Annotated in this window: 25 protein-coding genes and 1 pseudogene; 22 read left to right on the top strand and 4 right to left on the bottom strand. The window is 48.5% G+C overall.

The annotated features are described in order from the left end of the window. Positions 1-137: 137 nt before the first annotated feature. From MUB35_RS29695 to MUB35_RS29685, 3 genes are all read left to right on the top strand, one after another. Positions 138-1,160 carry a sensor histidine kinase gene (locus MUB35_RS29695; protein WP_103732177.1) on the top strand — a complete coding sequence of 341 codons (1,023 nt, stop codon included), beginning with the start codon at positions 138-140 and terminating at the stop codon, positions 1,158-1,160. A gap of 106 nt (positions 1,161-1,266) precedes the next feature. Further along, positions 1,267-2,022 carry an ABC transporter ATP-binding protein gene (locus MUB35_RS29690; RefSeq protein ID WP_033139468.1) on the top strand — a complete coding sequence of 252 codons (756 nt, stop codon included), beginning with the start codon at positions 1,267-1,269 and terminating at the stop codon, positions 2,020-2,022. After that, entirely contained in the window at positions 2,019-3,917 is a 1,899-nt protein-coding gene (locus MUB35_RS29685; protein ID WP_244807344.1) for an ABC transporter permease, read from the top strand. The genes MUB35_RS29690 and MUB35_RS29685 overlap by 4 nt, the downstream gene beginning before the upstream one ends. 56 nt (positions 3,918-3,973) lie before the next feature. Here MUB35_RS29685 and MUB35_RS29680 read toward each other — a convergent pair whose 3' ends face one another. After that, positions 3,974-5,209 (bottom strand): uroporphyrinogen decarboxylase family protein, encoded by a 1,236-nt coding sequence (locus MUB35_RS29680; protein ID WP_244807343.1) that lies wholly within the window; start codon positions 5,207-5,209, stop codon positions 3,974-3,976. A 237-nt stretch (positions 5,210-5,446) separates the two neighbouring features. Here MUB35_RS29680 and MUB35_RS29675 point away from each other — a divergent pair, with 237 nt between their 5' ends. From MUB35_RS29675 to MUB35_RS29600, 16 genes and pseudogenes are all read left to right on the top strand, one after another. Then, positions 5,447-5,938, top strand: a complete 492-nt coding sequence (locus MUB35_RS29675) for an NADH-quinone oxidoreductase subunit NuoE family protein (protein ID WP_033139471.1) — start codon at positions 5,447-5,449, stop codon at positions 5,936-5,938. Between the two features lie 190 nt (positions 5,939-6,128). Beyond that, complete coding sequence (locus tag MUB35_RS29670; RefSeq protein ID WP_244807342.1) at positions 6,129-7,271, top strand: 1-propanol dehydrogenase PduQ; 1,143 nt, start codon at positions 6,129-6,131, stop codon at positions 7,269-7,271. A 27-nt stretch (positions 7,272-7,298) separates the two neighbouring features. Beyond that, positions 7,299-7,649, top strand: coding sequence for a BMC domain-containing protein (locus tag MUB35_RS29665; RefSeq protein WP_181014471.1), 351 nt, complete (start codon positions 7,299-7,301; stop codon positions 7,647-7,649). Then, on the top strand, positions 7,646-8,089 hold the full coding sequence (locus MUB35_RS29660; protein WP_227244654.1) for a EutP/PduV family microcompartment system protein: 444 nt from the start codon (positions 7,646-7,648) through the stop codon (positions 8,087-8,089). Before MUB35_RS29665 ends, MUB35_RS29660 begins: the two co-directional genes overlap by 4 nt. Continuing rightward, positions 8,086-9,516: an ethanolamine ammonia-lyase reactivating factor EutA gene (eutA, locus tag MUB35_RS29655; protein WP_033139474.1), complete on the top strand. Its 1,431-nt coding sequence runs from the start codon at positions 8,086-8,088 to the stop codon at positions 9,514-9,516. Before MUB35_RS29660 ends, eutA begins: the two co-directional genes overlap by 4 nt. A gap of 164 nt (positions 9,517-9,680) precedes the next feature. Next, on the top strand, positions 9,681-11,045 hold the full coding sequence (locus tag MUB35_RS29650; RefSeq protein WP_148392705.1) for an ethanolamine ammonia-lyase subunit EutB: 1,365 nt from the start codon (positions 9,681-9,683) through the stop codon (positions 11,043-11,045). Between the two features lie 46 nt (positions 11,046-11,091). Then, positions 11,092-11,997, top strand: a complete 906-nt coding sequence (eutC, locus tag MUB35_RS29645) for an ethanolamine ammonia-lyase subunit EutC (RefSeq protein WP_033139476.1) — start codon at positions 11,092-11,094, stop codon at positions 11,995-11,997. A 25-nt stretch (positions 11,998-12,022) separates the two neighbouring features. Then, positions 12,023-12,679 (top strand): ethanolamine utilization microcompartment protein EutL, encoded by a 657-nt coding sequence (eutL, locus tag MUB35_RS29640; RefSeq protein ID WP_033139477.1) that lies wholly within the window; start codon positions 12,023-12,025, stop codon positions 12,677-12,679. A gap of 19 nt (positions 12,680-12,698) precedes the next feature. Then, a complete protein-coding gene (locus MUB35_RS29635) occupies positions 12,699-14,177 on the top strand; it encodes an acetaldehyde dehydrogenase (acetylating) (RefSeq protein WP_052098892.1) in 1,479 nt (492 codons plus the stop codon). A gap of 77 nt (positions 14,178-14,254) precedes the next feature. Next, a pseudogene (locus MUB35_RS29630) lies at positions 14,255-14,581 on the top strand (BMC domain-containing protein). A gap of 12 nt (positions 14,582-14,593) precedes the next feature. Continuing rightward, on the top strand, positions 14,594-15,190 hold the full coding sequence (locus MUB35_RS29625; protein WP_052098894.1) for a hypothetical protein: 597 nt from the start codon (positions 14,594-14,596) through the stop codon (positions 15,188-15,190). Next, positions 15,180-15,803, top strand: a complete 624-nt coding sequence (gene eutD, locus MUB35_RS29620; RefSeq protein ID WP_033139479.1) for an ethanolamine utilization phosphate acetyltransferase EutD — start codon at positions 15,180-15,182, stop codon at positions 15,801-15,803. The genes MUB35_RS29625 and eutD overlap by 11 nt, the downstream gene beginning before the upstream one ends. Positions 15,804-15,826: 23 nt before the next feature. After that, a complete protein-coding gene (locus MUB35_RS29615; protein WP_244807341.1) occupies positions 15,827-16,504 on the top strand; it encodes a hypothetical protein in 678 nt (225 codons plus the stop codon). A 9-nt stretch (positions 16,505-16,513) separates the two neighbouring features. Then, positions 16,514-16,786 carry a EutN/CcmL family microcompartment protein gene (locus MUB35_RS29610; protein WP_033139480.1) on the top strand — a complete coding sequence of 91 codons (273 nt, stop codon included), beginning with the start codon at positions 16,514-16,516 and terminating at the stop codon, positions 16,784-16,786. Positions 16,787-16,833: 47 nt separating this feature from the next. Further along, positions 16,834-17,925, top strand: coding sequence for an ethanolamine utilization protein EutH (eutH, locus tag MUB35_RS29605; RefSeq protein ID WP_244807340.1), 1,092 nt, complete (start codon positions 16,834-16,836; stop codon positions 17,923-17,925). A 58-nt stretch (positions 17,926-17,983) separates the two neighbouring features. Beyond that, the gene (locus MUB35_RS29600) at positions 17,984-18,442 is read left to right on the top strand and encodes a cupin domain-containing protein (protein ID WP_054351315.1); all 459 of its coding nucleotides are present in this window, start codon (positions 17,984-17,986) and stop codon (positions 18,440-18,442) included. On the opposite strand, the gene MUB35_RS29595 is transcribed toward MUB35_RS29600, so the two are convergent. The 3 genes from MUB35_RS29595 to MUB35_RS29585 form a co-directional block, all read right to left on the bottom strand. Further along, on the bottom strand, positions 18,439-18,669 hold the full coding sequence (locus MUB35_RS29595; RefSeq protein WP_244807339.1) for a helix-turn-helix transcriptional regulator: 231 nt from the start codon (positions 18,667-18,669) through the stop codon (positions 18,439-18,441). The two genes, MUB35_RS29600 and MUB35_RS29595, sit on opposite strands and share 4 nt — an antisense overlap. A gap of 12 nt (positions 18,670-18,681) precedes the next feature. Then, on the bottom strand, positions 18,682-19,071 hold the full coding sequence (locus MUB35_RS29590; RefSeq protein ID WP_244807338.1) for a hypothetical protein: 390 nt from the start codon (positions 19,069-19,071) through the stop codon (positions 18,682-18,684). Positions 19,072-19,203: 132 nt separating this feature from the next. Further along, a complete protein-coding gene (locus MUB35_RS29585) occupies positions 19,204-20,124 on the bottom strand; it encodes a SufB/SufD family protein (protein WP_244807337.1) in 921 nt (306 codons plus the stop codon). A 378-nt stretch (positions 20,125-20,502) separates the two neighbouring features. On the opposite strand from MUB35_RS29585, the gene MUB35_RS29580 reads away from it, so the two are divergent. The 3 genes from MUB35_RS29580 to MUB35_RS29570 all read left to right on the top strand — a co-directional run bounded on the left by MUB35_RS29580 (position 20,503) and on the right by MUB35_RS29570 (position 22,835). After that, positions 20,503-21,417: an AraC family transcriptional regulator gene (locus tag MUB35_RS29580; protein ID WP_244807336.1), complete on the top strand. Its 915-nt coding sequence runs from the start codon at positions 20,503-20,505 to the stop codon at positions 21,415-21,417. Positions 21,418-21,683: 266 nt separating this feature from the next. Then, a complete protein-coding gene (locus MUB35_RS29575) occupies positions 21,684-21,947 on the top strand; it encodes a helix-turn-helix domain-containing protein (RefSeq protein WP_244807335.1) in 264 nt (87 codons plus the stop codon). 126 nt (positions 21,948-22,073) lie between these two features. Then, positions 22,074-22,835, top strand: a complete 762-nt coding sequence (locus MUB35_RS29570) for an MATE family efflux transporter (protein ID WP_244807334.1) — start codon at positions 22,074-22,076, stop codon at positions 22,833-22,835. Positions 22,836-22,900: the final 65 nt, after the last annotated feature.

Below are 22,900 nucleotides of genomic sequence, written 5' to 3'. Positions count from 1 at the left end.
GGAGCCTTTTTTAAACCATCAAGTGGTAGGAGGTGATAACCAATCCACAGTATCTTAAAATAGCATAGTCAAACCTGTAGAAAAGGTAAAGAAAGACTATGACTTTATATAATAGTAGGAAGGGGATATTATATTGTATGAAAAAGTATCTGGCTGATCGGGGCCATGCCATACTGCTTTTTTTGATATCACTGCTGTTTGTCAATTTGTATTTCGGTTTCATCTGCGCTACCCGAGTCAATCCGGGGGATTTGTATTACCTGGATGCAGCAGCGGGCGCGCTGGCGCTGTTTCTTCTGGCACTGGACTACAGAAAACAGAGCAGGATCTGCAGAACACTCACAGAGGAGAAAGAGATTTCAAAAGAGGAGATGAGAAAGCTGCTGGGCCGCCGGCAGTATGAAATATGGTACCGGGAGAAAGAGGAAGATGAGGAAAAAATACAAAATCTGTATAATGAGATTCTGGAACTGAGCGACTATATTACCCTGTGGGCCCATGAAGTGAAGCTGCCTCTATCTGCCCTGCGGCTTATGAATGAGAGAAATAAGGACAGGGCACTGCAGGAAGAAATGCAGGATTCCCTGGAGCGGATACAGCAGTATCTGAATACCATGATGATGAGCAGTAAGCTGAAAAAGCCGGAAAATGACGTGAAGCTGGAAAAGGTCAGTTTAAGGGAAGCGGCAGCGGAGGCTGTAAAAAACCACTCCTATTTTCTGATACGCGATCATTTTGCCATAGAGATGCATTTAAAAGACGAGGCTGTTTACAGCGACCGCAGATGGCTGGTCTATATGCTGGACCAGATCATCGGCAACGCGGTGAAATACCGGGGAGAAAACCCCACACTTACTTTCGGAGCTGACATTTCTTCTGCATGCGGAACAGAGTTTTGGGTTGAGGACAACGGTACCGGCATAGCCCAGGCGGAACTGCCCTATATATTTGATAAAGGCTATATCGGAAGCTGTCAGAGAAACGGCGGCTACCGATCCACGGGAATGGGCCTGTACTTTGTAAAGCAGACTGCAGACAGGCTGGGTATTGGAGTCAGGGCTTCCTCCGGGGAAAACAATACAAGATTTACATTTACATTTCAAGATCACGCAGATTATTTTTTCCTGGATAAGCCACACCAAACCTTGCAGAAATGTTAGAAACAGGCGGAAGGTGTTAGAAAGATGTAAGGATTTCCCGCTCCTGTTTTGCTACACTTAAACTGTAAAGAAAACAGTTGAATTTACCGTAAAAGGAGTTAAGGAAATGAAAAAAATTGTGGAGATCAAAAATCTGACAAAGACCTATGGACGCAAAGGATATGAGTCGGTAGTCCTGAAAGATGTCACCATGGATATTTATGAACATGATTTTATTGCCATCATGGGGCCAAGCGGAGCCGGTAAATCCACCCTTTTAAACCTGCTGTCCACGCTTGACAAGCCCTCCCGGGGGCAGATCATTTTGGACGGGGAGGATGTGACAAGGGTGGGAAACCGACAGCTCTCCGTGATCCGCAGGGATAAGATCGGATTCATTTTCCAGGAATACAATCTTCTGGACAATATGACCCTTCAGGACAACATAGCCCTTCCTCTTTCCCTGAACGGTAAGAAGAGCCGGGAAATTTTGGAGAAGGTGGATAAAATGGCAGATATGTTCGGGCTGTCTGCACATCTGAACAAATACCCTTACCAGCTTTCCGGAGGACAGAAACAGCGCGGAGCCAGTGCCAGGGCACTGATCACAGAACCCCGGATCCTCTTTGCCGATGAGCCCACAGGAGCTCTGGATTCCCGTTCCAGCCGGGATCTGCTTTTGAGCCTGAAGGCAGCCAATGAGAAAGGAAAAGCCACGATTCTTATGGTGACGCATGATGCCTACACAGCCAGCTATGCAAAGCAGGTATACTTTTTAAGCGACGGGCAGATTCAGTGCAGACTGAATAATAAGGAGGACAGAAAGTTATTTTATGATGAGATTCTGAAGCTCCTGGCATCCATGGGAGGTGAGAGGGAATGAGTCTGATCCGGCTTACAATGTCCAATTTTAAACGGAATCTGAGAAATTATATGTCATTGGTTCTGGCGCTGGCCTTCTCTGTGTTTATCTTTTTCAATTTTCAGTGTGTCCTGTATTCGGATTCCATGGAAGTGCTGAACAATTACAATAAAGACTATATAGATTTGATCGTGCATGCGCTGTCTGTTGTCTTTGGCGTATTTTTGTTTTTCTTTATCTGGTATGCCACCAATGTGTTTTTAAACCAGCGGAAAAAGGAAATCGGCATCTACATTTTCATGGGACTGGACAACAAAAGAATCGGGAAAATGTACGCTTTGGAAGCTTTATTTTCCGGCCTCTTTTCCCTGGCAGCAGGTCTGGCGGCGGGAGTAGTTTTTTCAAAGCTGTTCCAGATGGTGCTGCTGCGCATTTCGGAGATCAGCGTGGATATAAAGTTTTCCTTTTCCCTGAAGCCGGTTCTGATAACCGCGTGTGTTTTCATGGCGATTTACGGGCTGATGGTGGTGAAGGGGTATGTCTCTCTTGTCAGAAGCAGCGTGCTGGATATGCTTTCCGGTGCAAAACAAAAAGAGATGAAAGCAGAACCGGCATTTCTGACAGCCATTAAGATCATGCTTGGCGTCAGTGTACTTGGGGCAGGATATTACTGTGCCGTCAGGACAGGTGATATTGACAGTCTTGCCTATGCCCTGGCTGCGGTGATCCTGGTCATAGCAGGCACTTATTTTATCTACGGCGGCCTGATTCCATGGCTGATCAGAAAGCTTACGGAGAATAAACAATATCTCTATCAAAAGCAGAGAAATCTTTGGGTGAACAACCTGGCCTTCCGTCTGAAGCGGAACTACAGGACCTATGCTATCGTGACCGTGCTCATGATCTGCTCCGTCACAGTGCTTGGAACCTCCATAGCCCTGAAGCAGAGATATGAAAGGTCAGAGCATTTCAGGACCACATATACCTGTCAGGTGGTAACGAAAACGGAAGTGGACGCAGATGAGATACAAAAAGGGATTGAGAAGGAGAATAAAGTAAAATACAGAAGCAGCATTCCCCTTTTATCGCTTGACCCGGATAAGCTGCATTCGAAATACAAGAGTGCCAATTATGCCATTACTTCAGAATCGGCCGTAAAAGCTGCCGCCGAAGAAGCCGGGCTTCCCTATGAGAGTGGATCGCTTGGGGACAATGAGTGTGTTCATCTGACCCATATTATGCTCATGAGCTTTGTTCCGGAAGACAATGAGCCGGTTACCATAGGGGATCAGGTATTTCAGCAGATCGCTGAGAGCAATGTGCCATATCTGGGGGATCTGCAGAATGGGATGAGTGTATATGTGGTGAATGACACACAGTATAAAAAGCTGCAGCTACTGGGGGAAGTTCTGTATCTGTACAACTATAAATTTGAGGACCCCGAAAATCTGGATGCCTCGGTTCCCTATCTCAGGTCTCTTGCGAAAGAGGATCCGGACCGTTTTGTGGGTGTGAATCTGATTCGTACGGAGGATAAAGAAGGGGCTTGGGTCCGTGTCATGTATTCCCTCTGTGTATTCATGTTCGCAACCCTGATCCTGGCCTGCGGAAGTATTATCTTCATCAAATTAAACAATGAAGCTGCGGAGGATATGGAGCGCTACAGGGTATTGCAGAAAATAGGAATCCAGAGATCCACACTTTATAAATCCATGAAAAATGAGATTCGCTTTACTTATTACTGTCCTTTTGTTCTCATGGTCCTGACTTCCTATTTTTCTATCCACGCAGTGGGAACGGTTATGAAAGAAGATCTGCTTCGGATCAATGTGTTCAGCGCGGCAGCCATACTGCTGTTATTCAGCATCATTTACCTGATATCCGTCCGCGCATTCAGGAAAAAAGTTTTGGATTAAAAAAGAAACAGATAAGTGCGGCGTCCCGGGAAAACATCCGGGGCGCCGCACTTTTTTTAGTATTTTCCGTACATGTCAACAGCTTCCAAAAGCGCTTCCATATTTTCCTGGGGACAGTCCTCCAGGGAATATCCGGTGGTGAAAAGATAACCGCCTCCCGGTGCCATGATCTCCAGATGCTGTTTCACTTCTTCCCGGATTCTCTCAGGCGTGCCGTACCGCACTGAGTATACCGGGAATCCGCCCATAAGGCAGGCCGCGTCTCCCAGTTCTTTTTTTGCAAGCTTCAGGTCTACGTTCTCAAAGTGGTATACCACTTTATTCTTCGGCACTTCCTTCAGGTATTTCAGCCTGGTATTATAGGCGCCCTCTGTGTACACAACCGGTGTGATATTGTGTTCGATCAGCGCAAGGATCCATTTCTGCAGATAAGGCCAGTACAGTTCCCTGTAATCCTCCTCACTGATGAAATTATCAAAGCCCTTGTGCAGCATAACCCATGCGTAGCGGCTGCCGGTTGCCTGGCAGAATCCCAGACTCTGTTTGATATGCAGGTCTGCGAAGATATCCAGTGCATGCTTTACATTGTCCCGCTCTTCAATCAAATCCGGCATCATGCCAAAGGTTCCCCGGAGTGTATCCCCAAGCATATCAAAGGCCGTTGCAGAGCCTCCGCCCATAATGGAATAATAGCCAAGGGCGCGGAGCTTTTTGTCGTACTCCTGTATCACAGCGTTCATTTTCTGGGCTTCCTCCGCAGCAGCCAGCAGGCGTTTGTAGACAGGGATGGCCTGCGGTGAGGTCAGCATATGCTGAGCACCGCCCACGATCATATCATAGTAATCCAGGTCAGAAAGCGGTTCAAAGATTTCCATGGTGCGGGGCAGATGTTTGGTCAGCCAGAAGCCTGCCGGATTCCGGAAGAATTCATCGTATTCCCCGTCTTCCAGCGTTGGATATTCAATGAACTGATAGGTATTGTTCTCGTCCAGGCCCTTGGGGTCTCCGGGCCAGCGGGCATTTTTCATGCCCAGATTTTCCAGAACTTTAGCTGCGGGGGTGAAATTACTGATGCTTCCCGTATCTGTGTAAGAGTATTTTTCATAAAAAGCCAGCATGGCACGGCAGGCTTTTTCATGGTCAACCATACTCTCAGCCATGGTGATTCCGGCCTTGTGAAGAGGGTAGGTGCCGACTAAAAGGGTATTCGGAACCCTGTCCGGCTCCTGGTTTAAGACAGCAGTTTCCACGCGTTTTTTTCTTTCCTCATAAAGTTTTTCATAATCCGCCATAGGTATTTCCTCCTTTCCCATAGGGAACAGACATTGATTCATGATATAAAAAGTATACCACTGTGCTGCGGCGGCTTCTACAGCCCGGCATCACAAGTCTTTTCTTTTGTCGGGTGCGTTTTTTGTATTGAACGTACATGTGCCAAGAGATATGAGATATCTGCATAACCACAGGAAATCTGCAGAAAATGTAAGTATAACCCAGCAGAAAATATAAAAATCGGAACGGAGTTTATCATGGACAGAGAAGAAAGTATCAATGAGATTCTTTCCTATTACAGCGGCAGGAAAGATAAAAAAGAGCAGGAAACAGTGGCTGCAATGTTAAGGGAACTGCAGGAAGCCTGCGGCGGAATCAGTCCGAAACTCCAGGAGAGGGCAGCACAGGCGGCAGGCATAAAGGTTTCTGTGATTCAGTATCTGGTGCGTATGTACTCTGATCTAAAAGAAACACCGTATGAGCATACCGTCACGGTCTGCACGGGGATAAGATGCAGAAATAAGGGCGGAGCAGCCGTTTCCCAGGCTGTGAGAAAAGCGCTGGGCATTAAAAAGGAAGGTCTGTCCGCTGACGGAAATGTATATCTGCATGTGCGCGGCTGCCTGAGAAACTGCGGGACATCGCCGAATCTTCTCATTGACGGGAAACTGTTTTCCAAAGTCAAGCCGGAGCAGGTACCTGATATTCTGGAAAAAACGTGCGGACAGCCATATGGCAGACAGGAATAAAACATAAATTTCCATTTGTCTACCAACATGATTTTTTGCATAATCTGGGCAGAATACACAAAAGATAGCAAGAGGATGTTTGAAAATGCATGCCCGCAGGACTGCCTGCAAATTGTGCCGCACATATCTTGCGGCAGGTAATTTTCGAACACAAGCTAAACGAGGAATGGAATCGAAAGGACGAGAGATTATGGAAGAGTTCGGGATAAAAACATCCATACATTTTGGAAAAAATGCATTGGAATATTTAAAAAAACTGCAGGGTGCCGGGATATTTATTGTCACAGATCCTTTTATGGTGGAGTCCGGCCTTGTGGAACGTATCACCGGATATCTGGAAAAAGACCGCTGTACGATCTTCAGCAATGTGGTTCCTGACCCGCCCCTGGAACTGGTGATCGAAGGTGTCAAAGAGGTGATAAAACACAGACCGGATACCCTCATTGCCCTGGGCGGAGGGTCTGCCATTGATGAGGCCAAGGCCATCATGCATTTTTCCAGACAGATCGGAAATCTGCCGGATATGGAATTTATTGCGGTTCCCACCACCAGCGGAACCGGCTCGGAGGTCACATCCTTTGCCGTGATCACAGACAGGGAAAAGGGAATCAAATATCCCCTGGTGAACCAGTCGCTTCTTCCGGATACGGCGATCCTGGATGCCAGCCTTGTAAAAAGTGTTCCCAAAACCGTGGTGGCGGACACGGGCATGGATGTGCTGACACACGCGCTGGAAGCTTACGTCTCCACAAAAGCCAATGCCTTTACAGATGCCCTGGCGGAGAAAGCAGCTGTGACGGTTCTGCGGTATCTGATCCGTTCCTATACCAGCCAGGAGGATTTCAGAGCCAGGGAGGAGATGCACAATGCATCCTGTATGGCAGGACTGGCCTTTGACAGAACGTCTCTGGGAGTGAACCACGCCATTGCCCACAACATCGGAGGAAAGTTCAAAGTGCCCCACGGCAGGACCAATGCGGTTCTGCTCCCCTATGTGGTGGAATTTAACGCGGATATGAAGGAATTCAATCCCCGTGCATATACCCGGGCAGCCGAAAAATATGCGGCGATCGCCCAGCTTGCGGGAATCGGCGGCGGCAATGTGCGGGCCGGGGTGAAGAACCTGGTCAGGGAGATCCGGAAAATGCAGGAGCAGATGAAAATGCCTTTTGGTTTTAAGGACTGCGGCATTTTGCCTGAGGAATACCAGAAACAGAAGGATGCTGTAGCACAGGGAGCGCTGGCGGATGCCTGTATCAGGACAAACCCCAGAGATGTATCCCGGGAGGATATTCTGGAACTTTTGAAACGCGCTTATCAGGGAATCCGCTGATACCGTCCGGGCAAGGAGGGCTCAGATATGGAAGTGAAAGAAAAACAGAGGATCATACAGGAATTTGTCCCGGGAAAACAGATTACACTGGCCCATGTCATAGCCGGTCCCGACCCGGCGATCTATGTGAAACTGGGACTGGAGCCGGAGCAGATGGACGCCATCGGCATTCTGACCATAACACCCAGTGAGGGGGCGATCATAGCGGCTGATATAGCCACTAAAGCTTCTGACATCACCCTGGGGTTTATCGACAGGTTCAGCGGCGCGCTGGTGTTTACCGGTGACATCAGTTCAGTGGAGGCTGCAGTGAAGGAGATTCTGGAAACCATGGAAGAACATCTGGGATTTGCAAAGGCGCCGGTGACGAGAACATGAAGAAAGTGATATTTATAGGACAGAGCGGCTGCGGCAAGACAACCCTGTGCCAGAAGTTAAACGAAGAAGAGATTCGCTATAAAAAGACCCAGGCTGTGGAACGGTACGGGGAATCCATAGACACACCGGGGGAGTACCTGGAGAACCGCCATTTTTACAATGCTCTGATCATGAGTGCAGTGGACGCGGGCATCATCGCCCTGGTGGCTGACCCTACATCGGAATACCGGGCGATTCCTCCCGGGTTTGCCGGCATTTTCGGGAAAAAGGTGATCGGTATTATAACGAAGATACATGAGGCTGGCCCGGAACAGGTGAAGAGGGCCCAGACGCAGTTAAAAGAGGCAGGCGTAAGCCGGATCTTTCGAGTAGATACACCAAAGGGGACAGGAATTGCCGAGCTGTCTGAATTTCTGAACCGGGAAAGGGGGAAAAAATGAAAGAAGAACTTTTGAGTGTGGGAATTGATCTTGGTACCAGTACCACGCAGCTTATTTTTTCCAGGCTGACAGTGGAGAACATGGCTACCAGTTATACAGTTCCCCGGATGGTGATTACCAGAAAAGAGATTCAGTACAAAAGCGATATTTATTTTACACCCCTCCTTGACCAGACCAGGATCGATTTTGGTAAAGTACGGGAAATCATAGAACGGGAATATGAGAAGGCAGGTATCCAAAAGGATGAGATTGACACAGGCGCTGTCATCATCACAGGTGAGACGGCCGGAAAAGAAAATGCCAGGGAGGTTATTCACGCCCTGAGCGGTTTTGCGGGGGATTTTGTAGTGGCCACAGCAGGGCCGGATCTGGAGAGTGTCATCTCCGGAAAAGGTGCCGGTACGGATCTATATTCCAAAGAGCACCATCTCACAGCCGTCAATATAGATATCGGCGGGGGGACCAGCAATCTGGCGGTATTTTGTCGGGGCGACACTGTGGATACAGGCTGTCTGGATATCGGAGGAAGGCTTGTAAAACTGGACAGAGAGACCGGACGGATCACTTATATTGCGCCGAAGATACAGAAGATCATTGAGTCTGAGGGCTGGGAGATCAGCGTCGGAACCATTGCAGATGAGGCGCTTCTCAAACCGCTGCTTGTGCAGATGACAGAGGTACTGGAGCAGAGTGTGGGACTGCGCAGAGACAATCCTTATTATGAAAAGATGATCACGAACCAGGGAATCCATCTGTCACAGGAGATTTCCTGCATCAGTTTCTCAGGCGGCGTGGCGGATGTGGTTTATCATCCCGAAAAATTTACGGACCCCTTTCTATTCGGGGATATAGGTGTGCTGCTGGGGAGGACCATACGGGAGTCTGCACTGTTTCGGAATCTGCAGGTGATCGAAAGCGCAGAGACTATACGCGCCACAGTGGTGGGAGCGGGAAGCCATACTACGGAAATAAGCGGCAGCACCATTACCTACACAAAGGAAGTGTTTCCGATAAAGAATCTTCCCGTTCTGAAACTCAGTGAGGAGGAGAGCGAACCTGCAGCCATGGGGGATGCCATCAGGAAAAAGTTGGAGTGGTTCACCGTGGAGGGCAGCATACAGCAGACAGCCGTTGCCTTTACCGGAGAGGATAATCCGAGCTTTTTAAGGGTACAGGAATATGCAGAAGCCCTTCTGGACGGCATGGAACCCTTGCTCCGCGCGGGACTGCCGTTGATCGTAGTGGTGGAAAATGATATGGCAAAAGTCCTGGGACAGACCATGTATCACCTTCTGGAATGGAAAAGAGAGGTTATCTGCCTGGACGGCATCCATCTGGCAGAGGGCGAATATATCGATATCGGAAAGCCCATTGCAGAAGGATGTGTACTGCCGGTGGTGGTCAAAACCCTTGTTTTTAGTAAATAAATGTAACTGTTCAGTGCCCTCACAGTTACGATCAAAAATCCATGTAAAATCGCCTTTGGCGATGGGATTTTTGTCCGGCTGCTGAACTTTTTCTTACAGTCAGCGCAGTAAATGCGCAGACCTGCTGAATTGTAACAAATCAATGCCAACGAAAGGAAAAAGCCATGATTTTAAAAACAAAATTATTTGGACATGTGTATGCTTTTCAGTCATTAAAAGAAGTGATGGCAAAAGCCAATGAAGAAAAATCCGGAGATAAACTGGCCGGCCTTGCGGCAGAGTCAGCGGAGGAGCGGGTGGCAGCCAAAATCGTGCTGTCCCAGATAACTCTGGAAGACTTGAGAAACCATCCGGCAGTGCCTTATGAGACGGACGAGGTGACCAGGATCATCCAGGATGATATCAATGAATCTATTTACAGGGAAATTAAGGGAATGACGGTCTCTGACCTCCGTGAATGGATTCTGGATGAGGAGACAACAGGGGAGATGATCCGCCGGGTATCAAGAGGGCTCACCTCAGAGATGGTGGCAGCCGTGGCAAAGATCATGTCCAATCTGGATCTGGTATACGGAGCCAGAAAAATCCGTGTCACAGCACACTGCAATACCACCATCGGAGAGGAGGGGACTCTGTCCTCACGTCTTCAGCCAAACCATCCCACTGATGACCCGGATGGTATTATGGCCTCCCTTCTGGAGGGCCTTACCTATGGAGCCGGGGATGCCCTTCTGGGATTAAACCCTGTGGATGACTCCGCTGAGAGTGTTGCCAGGGTCCTGCACAGGTTTGAGGAAGTGAAACAGAAACATCAGATTCCCACGCAGACCTGTGTTCTGGCACATGTGACAACTCAGATGGAGGCCATCAGAAAAGGCGCTCCGGCGGACCTGATCTTTCAGTCCATTGCAGGCTCTGAATTGGGAAATACGGCCTTTGGATTCAATGCGGCAACCATTGAGGAGGCGCGGCAGCTTGCGCTGACAAAGGGAACTGCCCAGGGACCAAATGTCATGTACTTTGAGACAGGCCAGGGATCAGAGCTGTCATCAGAAGCGCATCATGAGACAGACCAGGTGACCATGGAGGCAAGGTGTTATGGATTTGCCCGCCATTTTTCACCGTTTCTGGTCAATACGGTTGTGGGATTCATCGGCCCGGAATACCTGTATGACGGGCGGCAGGTGAACCGCGCCGGTCTGGAGGACCATTTCATGGGGAAACTCTCGGGTATTCCCATGGGATGTGATGCCTGCTATACCAACCATATGAAAGCAGACCAGAATACCATAGAGGATCTGTCTGTCCTGCTGACAGCTGCGGGCTGTAATTACTTTATGGGAATTCCTCACGGAGATGATGTAATGCTGAACTATCAGACAACAGGCTTTCATGAGACAGCAGCCCTGCGTGAGATCTTCGGCCTGACAGCCATCAAACCATTCCACAACTGGCTGATGAAAATGGGATATGTGGATGACAGAGGACATCTGACTGCCAGGGCGGGAGATGCCTCCACCCTGTTTTAGCGGATAGAGGCAGCATGTATAAGGAATTAGAAGGAGGACATATCAAGTGAGAGATGAGGAAATTAGATCCATGGTGGAGAAAATCCTGGATCAGATGTTAAATACTTCCACGGCCCCTGAGCCTAAGCGTTCCGAGGTGATACAGACCACTGCGGAAGCGCTGAAAAAGAAGGAGATACCCGCCGAATCCGGAGAATGCCTGGAGGACATCACAAAGACAGACCTGCGGCGGCAGCTTCTTGTAAAAAATCCTGCGGATGCGGATGGATATCTGGACATGAAAGCAAAGACCCCGGCCAGACTGGGAATCGGCAAAGCAGGTGCCAGATACCGGACCGCCACCATGCTTCGCGTCCGGGCAGACCATGCGGCGGCACAGGATGCGGTGTTCAGTGACGTGTCGGAGGATTTTATTAAAAAATGCGGTTTTGTCTTTGTGGAGACACTTTGTAAGGATAAAGATGAATATCTGACCCGCCCTGACCTGGGAAGGCGCTTTCCCGCAGATGAGCTTGAAGTCATCCGCAAGACCTGCGGCAGTCATCCGAAAGTGCTTGTGATCGTGGGGGACGGCCTTTCCTCCTCCGCCATCGAGGCAAATGTGGAGGATATGATCCCCGCTATACGACAGGGTCTGCAGATGCACCAGATCACGCTCCCCCCTGTACTCTTTATCAAATACGCCAGGGTGGGAGCCATGGACGCTGTGGGTGAAGTGACGGATGCGGATGTTATCTGTATGCTGGTGGGAGAACGCCCGGGCCTTGTGACCGCGGAATCCATGTCCGCTTATATTGCGTACAAACCAAGGCACGGCCTTGCGGAGGCAAAGCGTACCGTGATCAGTAATATACACAAGGGTGGGACCACTGCTGTGGAGGCAGGCGCCCATGCGGCGGAACTGATCGTAAAAATGCTGGAGAAAAAGGCATCGGGAATCGACTTGAAATAAAACACAGAGCTATTGGAGGAATACTATGAAACATGATGAACTGCGTCCCGCGATACTGGGAATCCGCATGATTTCCAATGTCAGTGAGGATTTGGCAAAAGCGCTGGAGCTGGGGCCAAGGCATAAAAGCCTTGGAATCGTAACAGCGGATACGGACGATGTGCTCTACACTGCCCTTGATGAAGCCACAAAAGATGCAGATGTGGAGGTCGTCTACGCGAGATCCATGTATGCCGGTGCGGCCAATGCGTCCACGAAGCTGGCAGGTGAGGTCATTGGTATCATAGGCGGCCCGAGTCCGGCAGAGATACGGAGCGGACTGAATTCCATACGGAATTTTATGGAATCCGGCCCCTGCTTTGTAAGCGCCAATGAGGATGATTCCATTGTCTACTACGCCCACACCGTATCCCGGACAGGTTCCTACCTGTCAAAGACAGCAGGGATACCGGAAGGTGAGGCCCTGGCCTATCTGATCGCACCGCCTCTGGAGGCAGTCTATGGCCTGGACGCTGCCATGAAAGCTGCGGACGTGTCAATGGTATCTTTTTACGGCCCGCCCTCAGAGACGAATTTTGGCGGAGGCCTTCTTACAGGAAGCCAGTCCGCATGCAAGGCAGCCTGCTCTGCGTTTGCCCAGGCAGTACAGGCAGTGGCAGACTATCCAAAAGATTTTGAATAAGGGAAAAGGAGAGTGAACAATGGAATTAAAGGATAAAGACCTGATTTCCGTGCAGGAGACAAGGAACCTGCTCATAGAGGCAGAAAAGGCCCAGCAGGAACTGTCACGTATGGATCAGACACAGATTGACCGCATCGTAAAAGCCATCAGCGATGCCGGAGCCGCCCACGCGGTACCGCTTGCAAAAGCGGCCCAGCAGGAGACCGGTTTCGGCAGATGGCAGGATAAGGTGATCAAAAACATGTTTGCAGCCAGAGTGGTTTACGATGCTGTGAAGAATGAAAAGACAGTGGGAATTCTCCATGAGGACAGGGAGAGAAAGGTGTGGGATATCGGCACACCTGTGGGGGTGATCGCGGGAATCGTCCCCTCCACTAACCCCACATCCACAGTCATTTACAAGGCCATGATCGCCTTAAAGGGCGGCAATGCCATTGTATTTTCCCCACATCCGGGCGCAAAGAAATGCATACTGGAAACCGTGCAGGTCATCTCCAAAGCGGCATGCCAGGCAGGATGCCCCAAAGGAGCCATATCGGCGATCAGTGTGCCAACCATGGAGGCAACACAAGCCCTGATGAAAAACGACAGAACAGCCCTCATCCTGGCAACGGGAGGAGGCGCCATGGTAAAATCCGCCTATTCCTCAGGAACACCCGCTATCGGCGTGGGGGCAGGCAACGGCCCTGCATTTATTGACAGGAGTGCTGATGTAAAGCGGGCTGTGAAGCAGATCCTGGATTCCAAAACCTTTGACAACGGAACCATCTGTGCTTCTGAGCAGTCCATTATTGTGGAGCGAAGCATGGAGGAAAAGGTGGTGGAGGAGCTGAAGGCCCAGGGCGCCTTTGTGCTGACACAGGAACAGTCCAGACAGCTTGGCAGATTCATTCTGCGGGCAAACGGCACCATGAACCCCATGATCGTGGGAAAGACATGTGCCCAGATCGCGGAGTACGCGGGGCTCTGCGGTGTTCCGTCATCTGCCAGAGTGCTGGTGGGAAGAGAGACAAAGGTGGGAGCAGATGCACCTTACTCCAGGGAAAAACTGGCCCCCATCTTGGGACTTTTTGTGGAAGAAAATACGGACAGAGTCCTGGAGAGAAGCATTGAGATCCTTCATATGGAAGGTGCGGGACACACTTTTTCCATGCATGCGGAGGATGAGGCGCTGGTGAGAAAATTCGCGCTGCAGATTCCGGCATCCCGTTTTCTGGTCAACACGCCCGGAGCTCTTGGCGGCATCGGAGCAACCACAGGTCTGTTCCCGGCCCTGACACTTGGATGCGGTGCGGTGGGAGGAAGTTCCTCCTCCAATAACATCGGTCCGCTGGATCTGATCAATATCAAACGTGTGGCATTCGGCACAAAAGAACTGGAAGAGATCCGCAGGGAAAGCGAGACAGCACAGAACAGCACAACATCATCCTGCAGCGGCCGGATAAGCCAGGAACTCATAAATACCATTGTAGATAAAATCGTAAAAGAATTCGTCTGAATGAATTCAGCTAAATGTAGAATACTAACAGAGAAAGAACAGCTTTGGAAAATGGAAAAGATTTGGAGGTAATCATTATGGCAAATACAAATGCATTAGGAATGATTGAAACAAAAGGTCTTGTGGGAGCAATTGAAGCAGCGGATGCCATGGTCAAGGCAGCCAATGTGGCTCTGGTTGGAAAAGAGAGCATCGGTGCCGGATTAGTCACAGTTATGGTGCGCGGCGATGTGGGCGCAGTCAAGGCAGCGACCGATGCAGGTGCATCTGCAGCAGAGCGTGTGTGAGAGCTGGTGTCCGTACACGTGATCCCCCGCCCTCACACAGAAGTGGATGTGATTCTGCCCCACCAGCTTGAAAAAGGAACCGGAGCTTCCTACACAGACGAGAACTCTCCGGTATAAAGGAGCGGCAGAATGGAAGAACAGGAAAAAATCCGCCGTATCGTGGCGGAGGCGATTCAGGAAACCCTGGAGAAAAAACAGGAAAAACCGGAACACATGACCCATCTGCGCGGAGACTATCTGGTGTATAAAGACCACCCAAGAATTGCCTTCCGGGGAGCCATTGACTCCCTGGAGGCAGAGATCATCGTTTTACAGACGATCACGGAAAAGCAGCATCTCCACACGCTCACAGAGGACCTGGAGGAGATCATCAAAACCATCCGCTGGCTTCTGCGCTGTGAGGTATCCGGGGAGCCTGTGGGTGAGATCACCATGCAGGGGCTGGACACGGACGCCATGCGTGCCCATTCTCACCACCCCAGCCGGTATTACGGGATGAAACATTTTCTGCCCACGTACTGCCACAGTGAGATCGTGGCATATTTAAACAGGCTGAGGACAAAGGCCAGAGAGACAGAGCTGACTGCCTACCGGGCTTTTAAGACAGAGACCGGGGATGTGGAGCGGGAAGATATCATACGTGTCCTGAACAGGCTCTCCTCCCTATTCTGGATCATGATGTTCAAGTTTTTGACTGGTAAATATGGAGGAACTTATGAATGTTGAGGTAGAGGCAGTAGTAGAGGCTGTTGTCAGGGAACTGAAGGACAGGATGATGGTGGAGGTGGAGGCCTCCGGCAGACATGTGCATCTGTGCAGGGAAGATGTGGAGCGTCTGTTCGGCAGAGGATACCGGCTTACAAAAGTAAGGGATTTGTCCCAGCCGGGACAGTATGTATGTAAGGAGAGAGTTTCCCTGACCGGGCCAAAAGGGACCATTCACAATGTGGTCATCCTGGGACCGGAGAGGAAGGAGACCCAGGCAGAGATTTCCATGACAGATTCCCTTGTGCTCGGCATACGCCCCCCTGTGCGGTTAAGCGGTGATATTGCAGGCACGCCGGGAATCACCATCACAAACGGCGACAGACAGATCGTCACAGATAAAGGCGTGATCATAGCCAAACGCCACATGCACATCACACCGGAGGACGCAGCAAGGCTTCATGTAAAAGATAAGGAAGCATTGAAGATCAAAGTTTACGGAAGCCGTCCGGTGATCTTTGAGGATACCATTGCCCGGGTGAGCAGCGAATTCCAGACCTATGTGCACATTGACTATGATGAGGCAAACGCCTGTGGATTTGAAAAAGGTACCTTCTGCCGCATTGTACGGTAAAACCGGGGAAAGGAGGTTGTGCGGTGAATATAGGGAAGTCGGAAGTGACGGACAGTCTGATTGATGATATCATAGAGGAAGTTAAGGCCCGTATGGACAGAATGCAGGAGGAAACCTGCGGATGCTCCCGCACCGGAAAAGTTCTGGTACTTGGGGCGCTTGAGCCGGCAGAGGAAAACATTCTGAGATCCTTTGCAGAGATTCAAACTCTTCAGGAAGCAGGGACATATGATTTCATTGTGGCAGCACAAGTCTCCATGGGTTTACTGGCTTATACTGCTCTTGGGATTCCCGGACAGCCGGAGGCACAGTGTATTCTGGAGGCCCTGCTAAGCGGCAGGAAGGTCTATATCCTGGAAAAAGGTCTGGAATACCGGAGATACCGGGAGTCTTCCTACAAGGCCTTATATCAGAAATATCAGGAATATGAGGAGGAGATCAGGCGCTTCGGCGGTGAGATCGTCTCGGGCGTACAGGAGGCAGCAGAGCTTGCAGTGCGGGTTTGGAAAAAAGATTGTGCACCGGCAGATGACAGTACAGCCTTTGATTTGACCGGCCTTAAGCTGCTTGGGGAATCCGACCTGGGAAAAATGCGCGGGACTGGTTACAGAACCGTATTGATCGGCAGAAAGACGATCATAACACCTCTGGCGAAGGACTATATTTCCAATCATAATCTGACAGTCAGAAGACAGCAGTGAGGTATAGGAATGGAAATCGGAACAGTAATCGGAAGTGTTTGGGCCACGAAAAAAGACGAGGCTATCAGCGGACAGAAGCTCCTGGTAATTGATGTGATGAAACGGTACAGACAGGAAAAGGAATCCCTGCTGGTCGCCGCGGATGTCATCGGAGCCGGGGTTGGGGATATGGTCCTGGTCTGCCGGGGAAATTCCGCAAGGATGGTTGTGGGAAATGGAAAAACACCGGTGGATGCAGCTATTGTGGGGATCATAGATACTCTGGATGTAGCGATTAAGTAGGTCCGCACATGTACCGCGGACTGGATATACATGAGGAGGGATGACGGTTGAGCATCAATGAGATAATTATTTACATTATGGTAATATTTGCGGCCCTGGGTGCGCTGGACAGAATATTCGGCAGCCGTTTTGGACTGGGAGAAAAGTTTGAAGAGGGAATCATGGCAATCGGAGCGCTGTCAATCTCCATGGTGGGAATCATTGCCCTGGCTCCGGTGATCGCCAATCTTTTAAAGCCTGTCATTGTGCCTGTGTTCGGCCTTTTGGGGGCTGACCCGGCCATGTTTGCAGGTTCTATTCTGGCGAACGATATGGGCGGCGCGCCTCTGGCACAGGCACTGGCATTAAATGAGGATGCCGGCAATTTCGGCGGACTTATTGTGGGAGCCATGTTGGGGCCGACCATTGTATTCACCATTCCGGTAGCTCTCGGGATCATCAGAGAGGAGGACCGGAAATATCTGGCAACAGGTATTCTTGCCGGTGTCATCACCATACCCATCGGTTCTCTGGCAGGCGGTCTGGCAGCAGGGTATTCGTTCACCATGGTACTCAAAAATCTGATTCCCATCATTATTTTTGCAGTGCTCATTGCCCTTGGCCTGTGGAAATTTGAGAGTGCTATGGTAAAGGGATTCACGTATTTTGGAAAGTTTGTAGTGGCAGTGATCACCCTCGGACTCGGCGTGGGTATCATAGAACAGCTCACCGGTATTGTCCTGATTCCGGGCATGAATCCCATTGGCGAGGGATTCGAGGTGGTAGCGGATATTGCCATTGTCCTGGCCGGCGCATTTCCGCTGGTATATGTGATCACAAAGGTATTTAAAAAGCCCCTTATGGGACTGGGAAAAGTTTTAGGCATGAATGAGGTGGCAGCGGCAGGACTGGTAGCCAGTCTTGCAAACAGTATCCCCATGTTCGGTATGATGAAGGATATGGATGACAGAGGAAAAGTGCTGAATGTGGCTTTTGCAGTGTCAGCAGCCTTTGTATTCGGAGACCATCTGGGATTTACGGCAGGATTTAACCAGGATATGATCTTCCCCATGATCGTGGGAAAACTGGTGGGCGGAATCACGGCAGTATTTGCTGCGTTGATTCTGGTACGGAATAAAAAGATTTCAAAAGAAGCATAAGAAGGAAAAACGTAACAGTTCAGCTTGTCTGAACTGTTACGGAAAGACAGGTGAAGAAATGGAAATCAGCAGAGAAGCTATTGAACAGATCATTACACAGATACTGACAGAGAAAATAGGAACTTCCGGCTGTCCGAAAAATGACGTACACAGACAGGAGATTGCAGGCGTCATCAAGATGGAAGTTCCGAAGATCCATGTGACAGAGACAGACCGGCTGGATACCGGAAACAGGAATGACAGGGTATACACACATGATCTGTTTACCCTGTCAGAGAGTCCGCGGCTTGGATGCGGAATCATGGAAATGGAGAAGACCACATTTGACTGGACTCTGGACTATGATGAGATTGATTATGTCATAGAAGGTTCGCTTACTATCATAAAGGATAAAATGCAGGTGACCGCAGGCCCTGGGGAGATCATTCTGATTCCGAAAGGTTCCAAAATACAGTTTTCTGTCCCCCAAAGCGCCCGTTTTATCTATGTGACATATCCGGCAGACTGGGCAAATTAATGCTTTTCCTCATCCTCTTGTTCGGCTGTGAAGGTGAATAATTCTTCCACAGTAGTGTGAAAGACATGGGAGATGTCCATGGCTAACTGAAGGGATGGATTATACGCGCCTTTTTCCAGCCGGATAATGGTCTCACGCCGTACACCTGTGAGGTCAGCCAGTTCCTGCTGGCTCAAATTGTTTTGTATACGGTATTCCCGGATGGTTGTTGTCAGTTTCTTTTTCATAAGTCAGTCTTTCTACTCTGTGATGTGAGAGTCAAAATACAGAAATGCTCCCGTCTGTACCAGTTTGATCGATCCGTAATAAAAGAGAATATGGCTGGCACTGATCGTTACCCGCAGATGCCCGATGATGCAGAGGACCGTCCAGATCAGCAAAGTCAATTCCACAAACAGCAATGTGAGCCGTCTGGCCTTCGCGTAATTTTCAACCGTTAACTCGTCCCATGGCTCATTTTTTACTTTACGCCGGTAATAATATGCGCCGGCATATAGGAATACGATAGCGGCAAATGAAATACATGCCAGTGAATCTTTATCGGCAAAAAAATTGAGCACAGAAAATAAAATACCTGCAAGTCCCACCAGCCCGTTGGTCAGCAGTTCCTCTTTTCGTACACTCAGCATATTCTGCACCTCCCTGTTTGTATGTGATATATTTGTAACTGATACAAATATATCACATATTTCTGTTTTGTCAATAGTCTGAAAAGAATTCGATAAAATAGCAAAATTATTGCAGCAGCCGTGAGGGCGCTGTCATGCACGTAAGAATCCCTCTATGATCTTTTCCTCTGCCTCCGCCTCTGTAAGGCCCAGGGTACGAAGTTTTATGATCTGTTCCCCGGCGATTTTGCCGATGGCTGCTTCGTGAATCAGTGCAGCGTCCATACAGCCTGCGAACAACTCCGGGGCAGCATTTACCGTGCCCCGGTCAGCCAGGATCGCGTCACATTCGGAATGTCCGCTGCAGCGGCAGTTTCCCATGATGCGGGAGTGGTATTCCTGGCGTGAGGCGCCTTTTGCCACAGAGCGTGAGATGAGGTCAACAGCGGAATCTTCCCCATCCATGGAGACTGTAAAACATGTTTTGGCAGTCTCTTCCTTTTCTGTCAGGATCCTTTCATGAACGGTCAGTCTGGCTCTTGCGGCCAGCCGGGCTGTTGTCTTTCTCAGCGTGCTGTCCACACCTCCGATCTGTTTGGTGTCAATTTCCAGAAAGGAGTCTTCCAATAGGACAGCATCCGTAACAGAGTCTATGTGTTTTTTGCCGTTTTCCGGTCCTGTGCCTATATGCCTCTCTTTGTAGAGAACGTGTGCGCCCTTTTCCAGAAAGAAACTGTGGATTCCGTTATGCCGCGCCGTTTCCCCGCTGCCTGTGTGGACGCCGCATCCGGCTATGATGGTGACATCAGCCCCTGCGCCTACATAAAAATCATTGTAGACAAGATCATCAATCCCTCCGTGGGTTACGCAGGCAGGGATATAAACCGTCTCTTTCTGTGCTTCGGAGCTTATATGTATTACGAGACCGGGAGCACCTTCTTTTGTCTCAATGCGTATATTCGGAGTGGAACGGCGGCCCGCACATTCCCCGTTTTCACGGATATTGAAAGCACCGCGGAATTCATCGGTAAAATCAGCGATAATCTGCAGGAGTTTTTTCGAGATTTTATTCATAAAGAATCTTACCTTTTTTTCTCCGGCGGTCAGCAGTTTTGTTTTCCGCTGCCGTCCGGGACGGTCTTAACTCTAACATATGAATGCTCCACAGCATTTTATACTCTTGTGAATAAAGGAACTTTGTCAGGCTGTTTATGTTTTTAGGTACGGTTTGGAACAACAGCCGGGAAGTTACCATTATGACCGGAATAACTGTTAACAGCGAAAAAATGAAAGAAGATGAAAACAGGCCTTGCAATAAATAGTCAATGGGATATGCTGTATATAGATTTATGTATAACACGAGGAATACCAGAAGAAATGAGCACTGGGTGAAAAGCCGGCAGGGAATTTATTTGGTAAAATACCCATATCAAATAAAGGAGGTGCACAAAAATGCACGCATGGGAAGCCATACAAAATACAGTAGACTATATAGAAGCGCATATTAAGGAGGACATCAGTGCAGAACGCCTGTCCGAGATAGCAGGGCTGTCTCCCTTTTATTTTCAGAGACTTTTTAAGCGTCTGGTAAACAGAACGGTCCAGGAATATATAAAACTGCGCCGCCTGGCCCTGGTGATCGCAGAACTGGAAAAAGACCAACAGAGGATACTGGACATTGCCCTGGATTACGGGTTTTCCGGCCATGCCAATTTCACCAGAGCATTCAAATCCACCTACGGACTGACGCCGGAGGAATACAGAGATAGGCGTCCGCTTTTGAATACTTTTCTAAAACCTGAGATATCCATGAGTTATACCATGATCGACGAAGGAGTTCCGCTGCTTGCAGGAAATATTGTTCTGGAGATCAACAGAAAAACATTCAATGAACCGGAGACATATTTGGGGTTTGAGACAAAAGTGAAGATAGAAGACCAGATCCCGGCAGGCGAGAGTACAGGAGTAGATATACCGGGACAGCTTTGGAAGCAATACCACAAGGAAAAAGAGAGGTTTGCGGAGTATCTGAATCCGGATGTGGAACTGGGAATGTCCTACAGGCCTGATCCGCAGAGGGGAGAGTTTACCTATTTTGCAGGAGGGCTGGCAAGCCAAAAGGAGATACCGGAAGGAATGGTAAAAGAGGTACTGCCGCCGGGAGAATACGTTGTCTGCGGCATTGAAGCGGAAAGCTTTGAAGCGCTTGTGACAAAAGCACTGTATCAGGCGGGAAAATACCTCTTCGGCACCTGGCTTCCGAACCATAAGCTGGTGACCCAGCCGTTTTCCGCTGAGAAATATTTTAAAAATATGGATGGAATCTATTATATGGAGGTTTGGGTGATTCCGGCAGCGATAGAATAACCTGTACCTGTGAAGGCAGAAATAGATCGATAAAACAAATCCCAAAAAATTCATGCTAGAATATCGAAGCATATGTACTTATTGTTCATGGACTTACCGAAGGAGGTGTTTGGTAATGGACTTTAAAAATCAGAATTGTTCAGATAGTGAATTTTCCCATGCAGAATAGTAGAAATGCAACGGTCTGTATGGGTGAAACGAAAGTTGCATAGTCTGCTGATTCTGCACTTTATTTAATAAGATTAAGTAAAGGACGGAATGGAATTATGAAATATCTGAATGCAGCAGATGTGCTTCCGAAGGAACTTTTAAAAGAGTTGTCCGTTTATGTAAATGGACAGTTGCTATATGTGCCTTCAGTGGAAAATAAAAAATCATGGGGAAGCAAAAGCGGTTCTAAACAGTATTATGAACAACGAAACAGCAGTATCGTTGACTTGCATATAAAAGGTGTGAGTATTGATGAGCTTTGTGAACAGTTTCATTTATCCTATGATACAATACGCAAGATAATAAAAGTTAATTTATAGGGCTTTATCCGACAAAAGGGTAAAGCCCTTTTTTTCGGATAAAATGATTATAATTGTTTTCCGTTCTTCTTTTCCCTATTTAAAATCCCTATAATAGTGTCGAATGAAAAGAAAGGAGTCATAGAATTGAGTACACAAACAAATATGACAAAAGGCAGTCCTTTAAAATTACTTTTATGTTTTGCCATTCCACTTATGTTTGGAACAATATTTCAACAGTCATTTATTATTGCGGACAGGATAATTGTAGGGCATCTGATAGGTGCAGACGCATTTTCATCCGTAGGTGCAACGGGTTCTGTATCTATGGTGTTTACATCTCTCTGTCTTGGAATTGCGATTGGTTCAGGAATTGTTGTTTCGCAATTTTATGGGGCAAAGGATGAAGAGGGGACGGCTTTGGCAATCAGAAATGGCACAATGATAACAATACTTAGTACCTTGATGATTTCCATTTTAGCATTGCTGGTCACAAAACCGATTCTTTTATTGCTGAATACGCCTGCTTCTTTGTTGGAAGATTCCATCAATTATATGTCAATATCACTAGGCGGTCTGGTGGTTGTAATCTTATATTACATACCGTTTAGCGTATTACGTTCGTTAGGTGATGCGAAAACACCAATTATTTTTTTGGTGGTTTGCAGTATATTGAATATTGCATTTGATTTGGTATTTATCTTGATATTTCATACGGGTGTTGAGGGGACAGCAATCGCCTCATTGTTGGCGCAAGGAATAGCGGGGATTTTATGTTTTATTTATGCTATAAGAAAATATTCTTGTTTTGAAACGGCATTCAAGAAGGCAAAGTTTGATAAAGCTATGGCAAAGTATAATGTACCCATAACAGTGGACAATCGAATTAGTGTAGTCCCTTCATTTTAGACGCCTCTTCCAGGTGCTTCCCTAAAGCTGGACAATCACACTAATTGCTCCCTGATTATTAAACA

Origin of the sequence: Blautia sp. NSJ-175 (genome assembly GCF_022867815.1) — a bacterium.
Classification (GTDB): Bacteria; Bacillota; Clostridia; order Lachnospirales; family Lachnospiraceae; genus Blautia; species Blautia celeris.
This window is presented reverse-complemented; position numbering and strand designations above follow the sequence as displayed.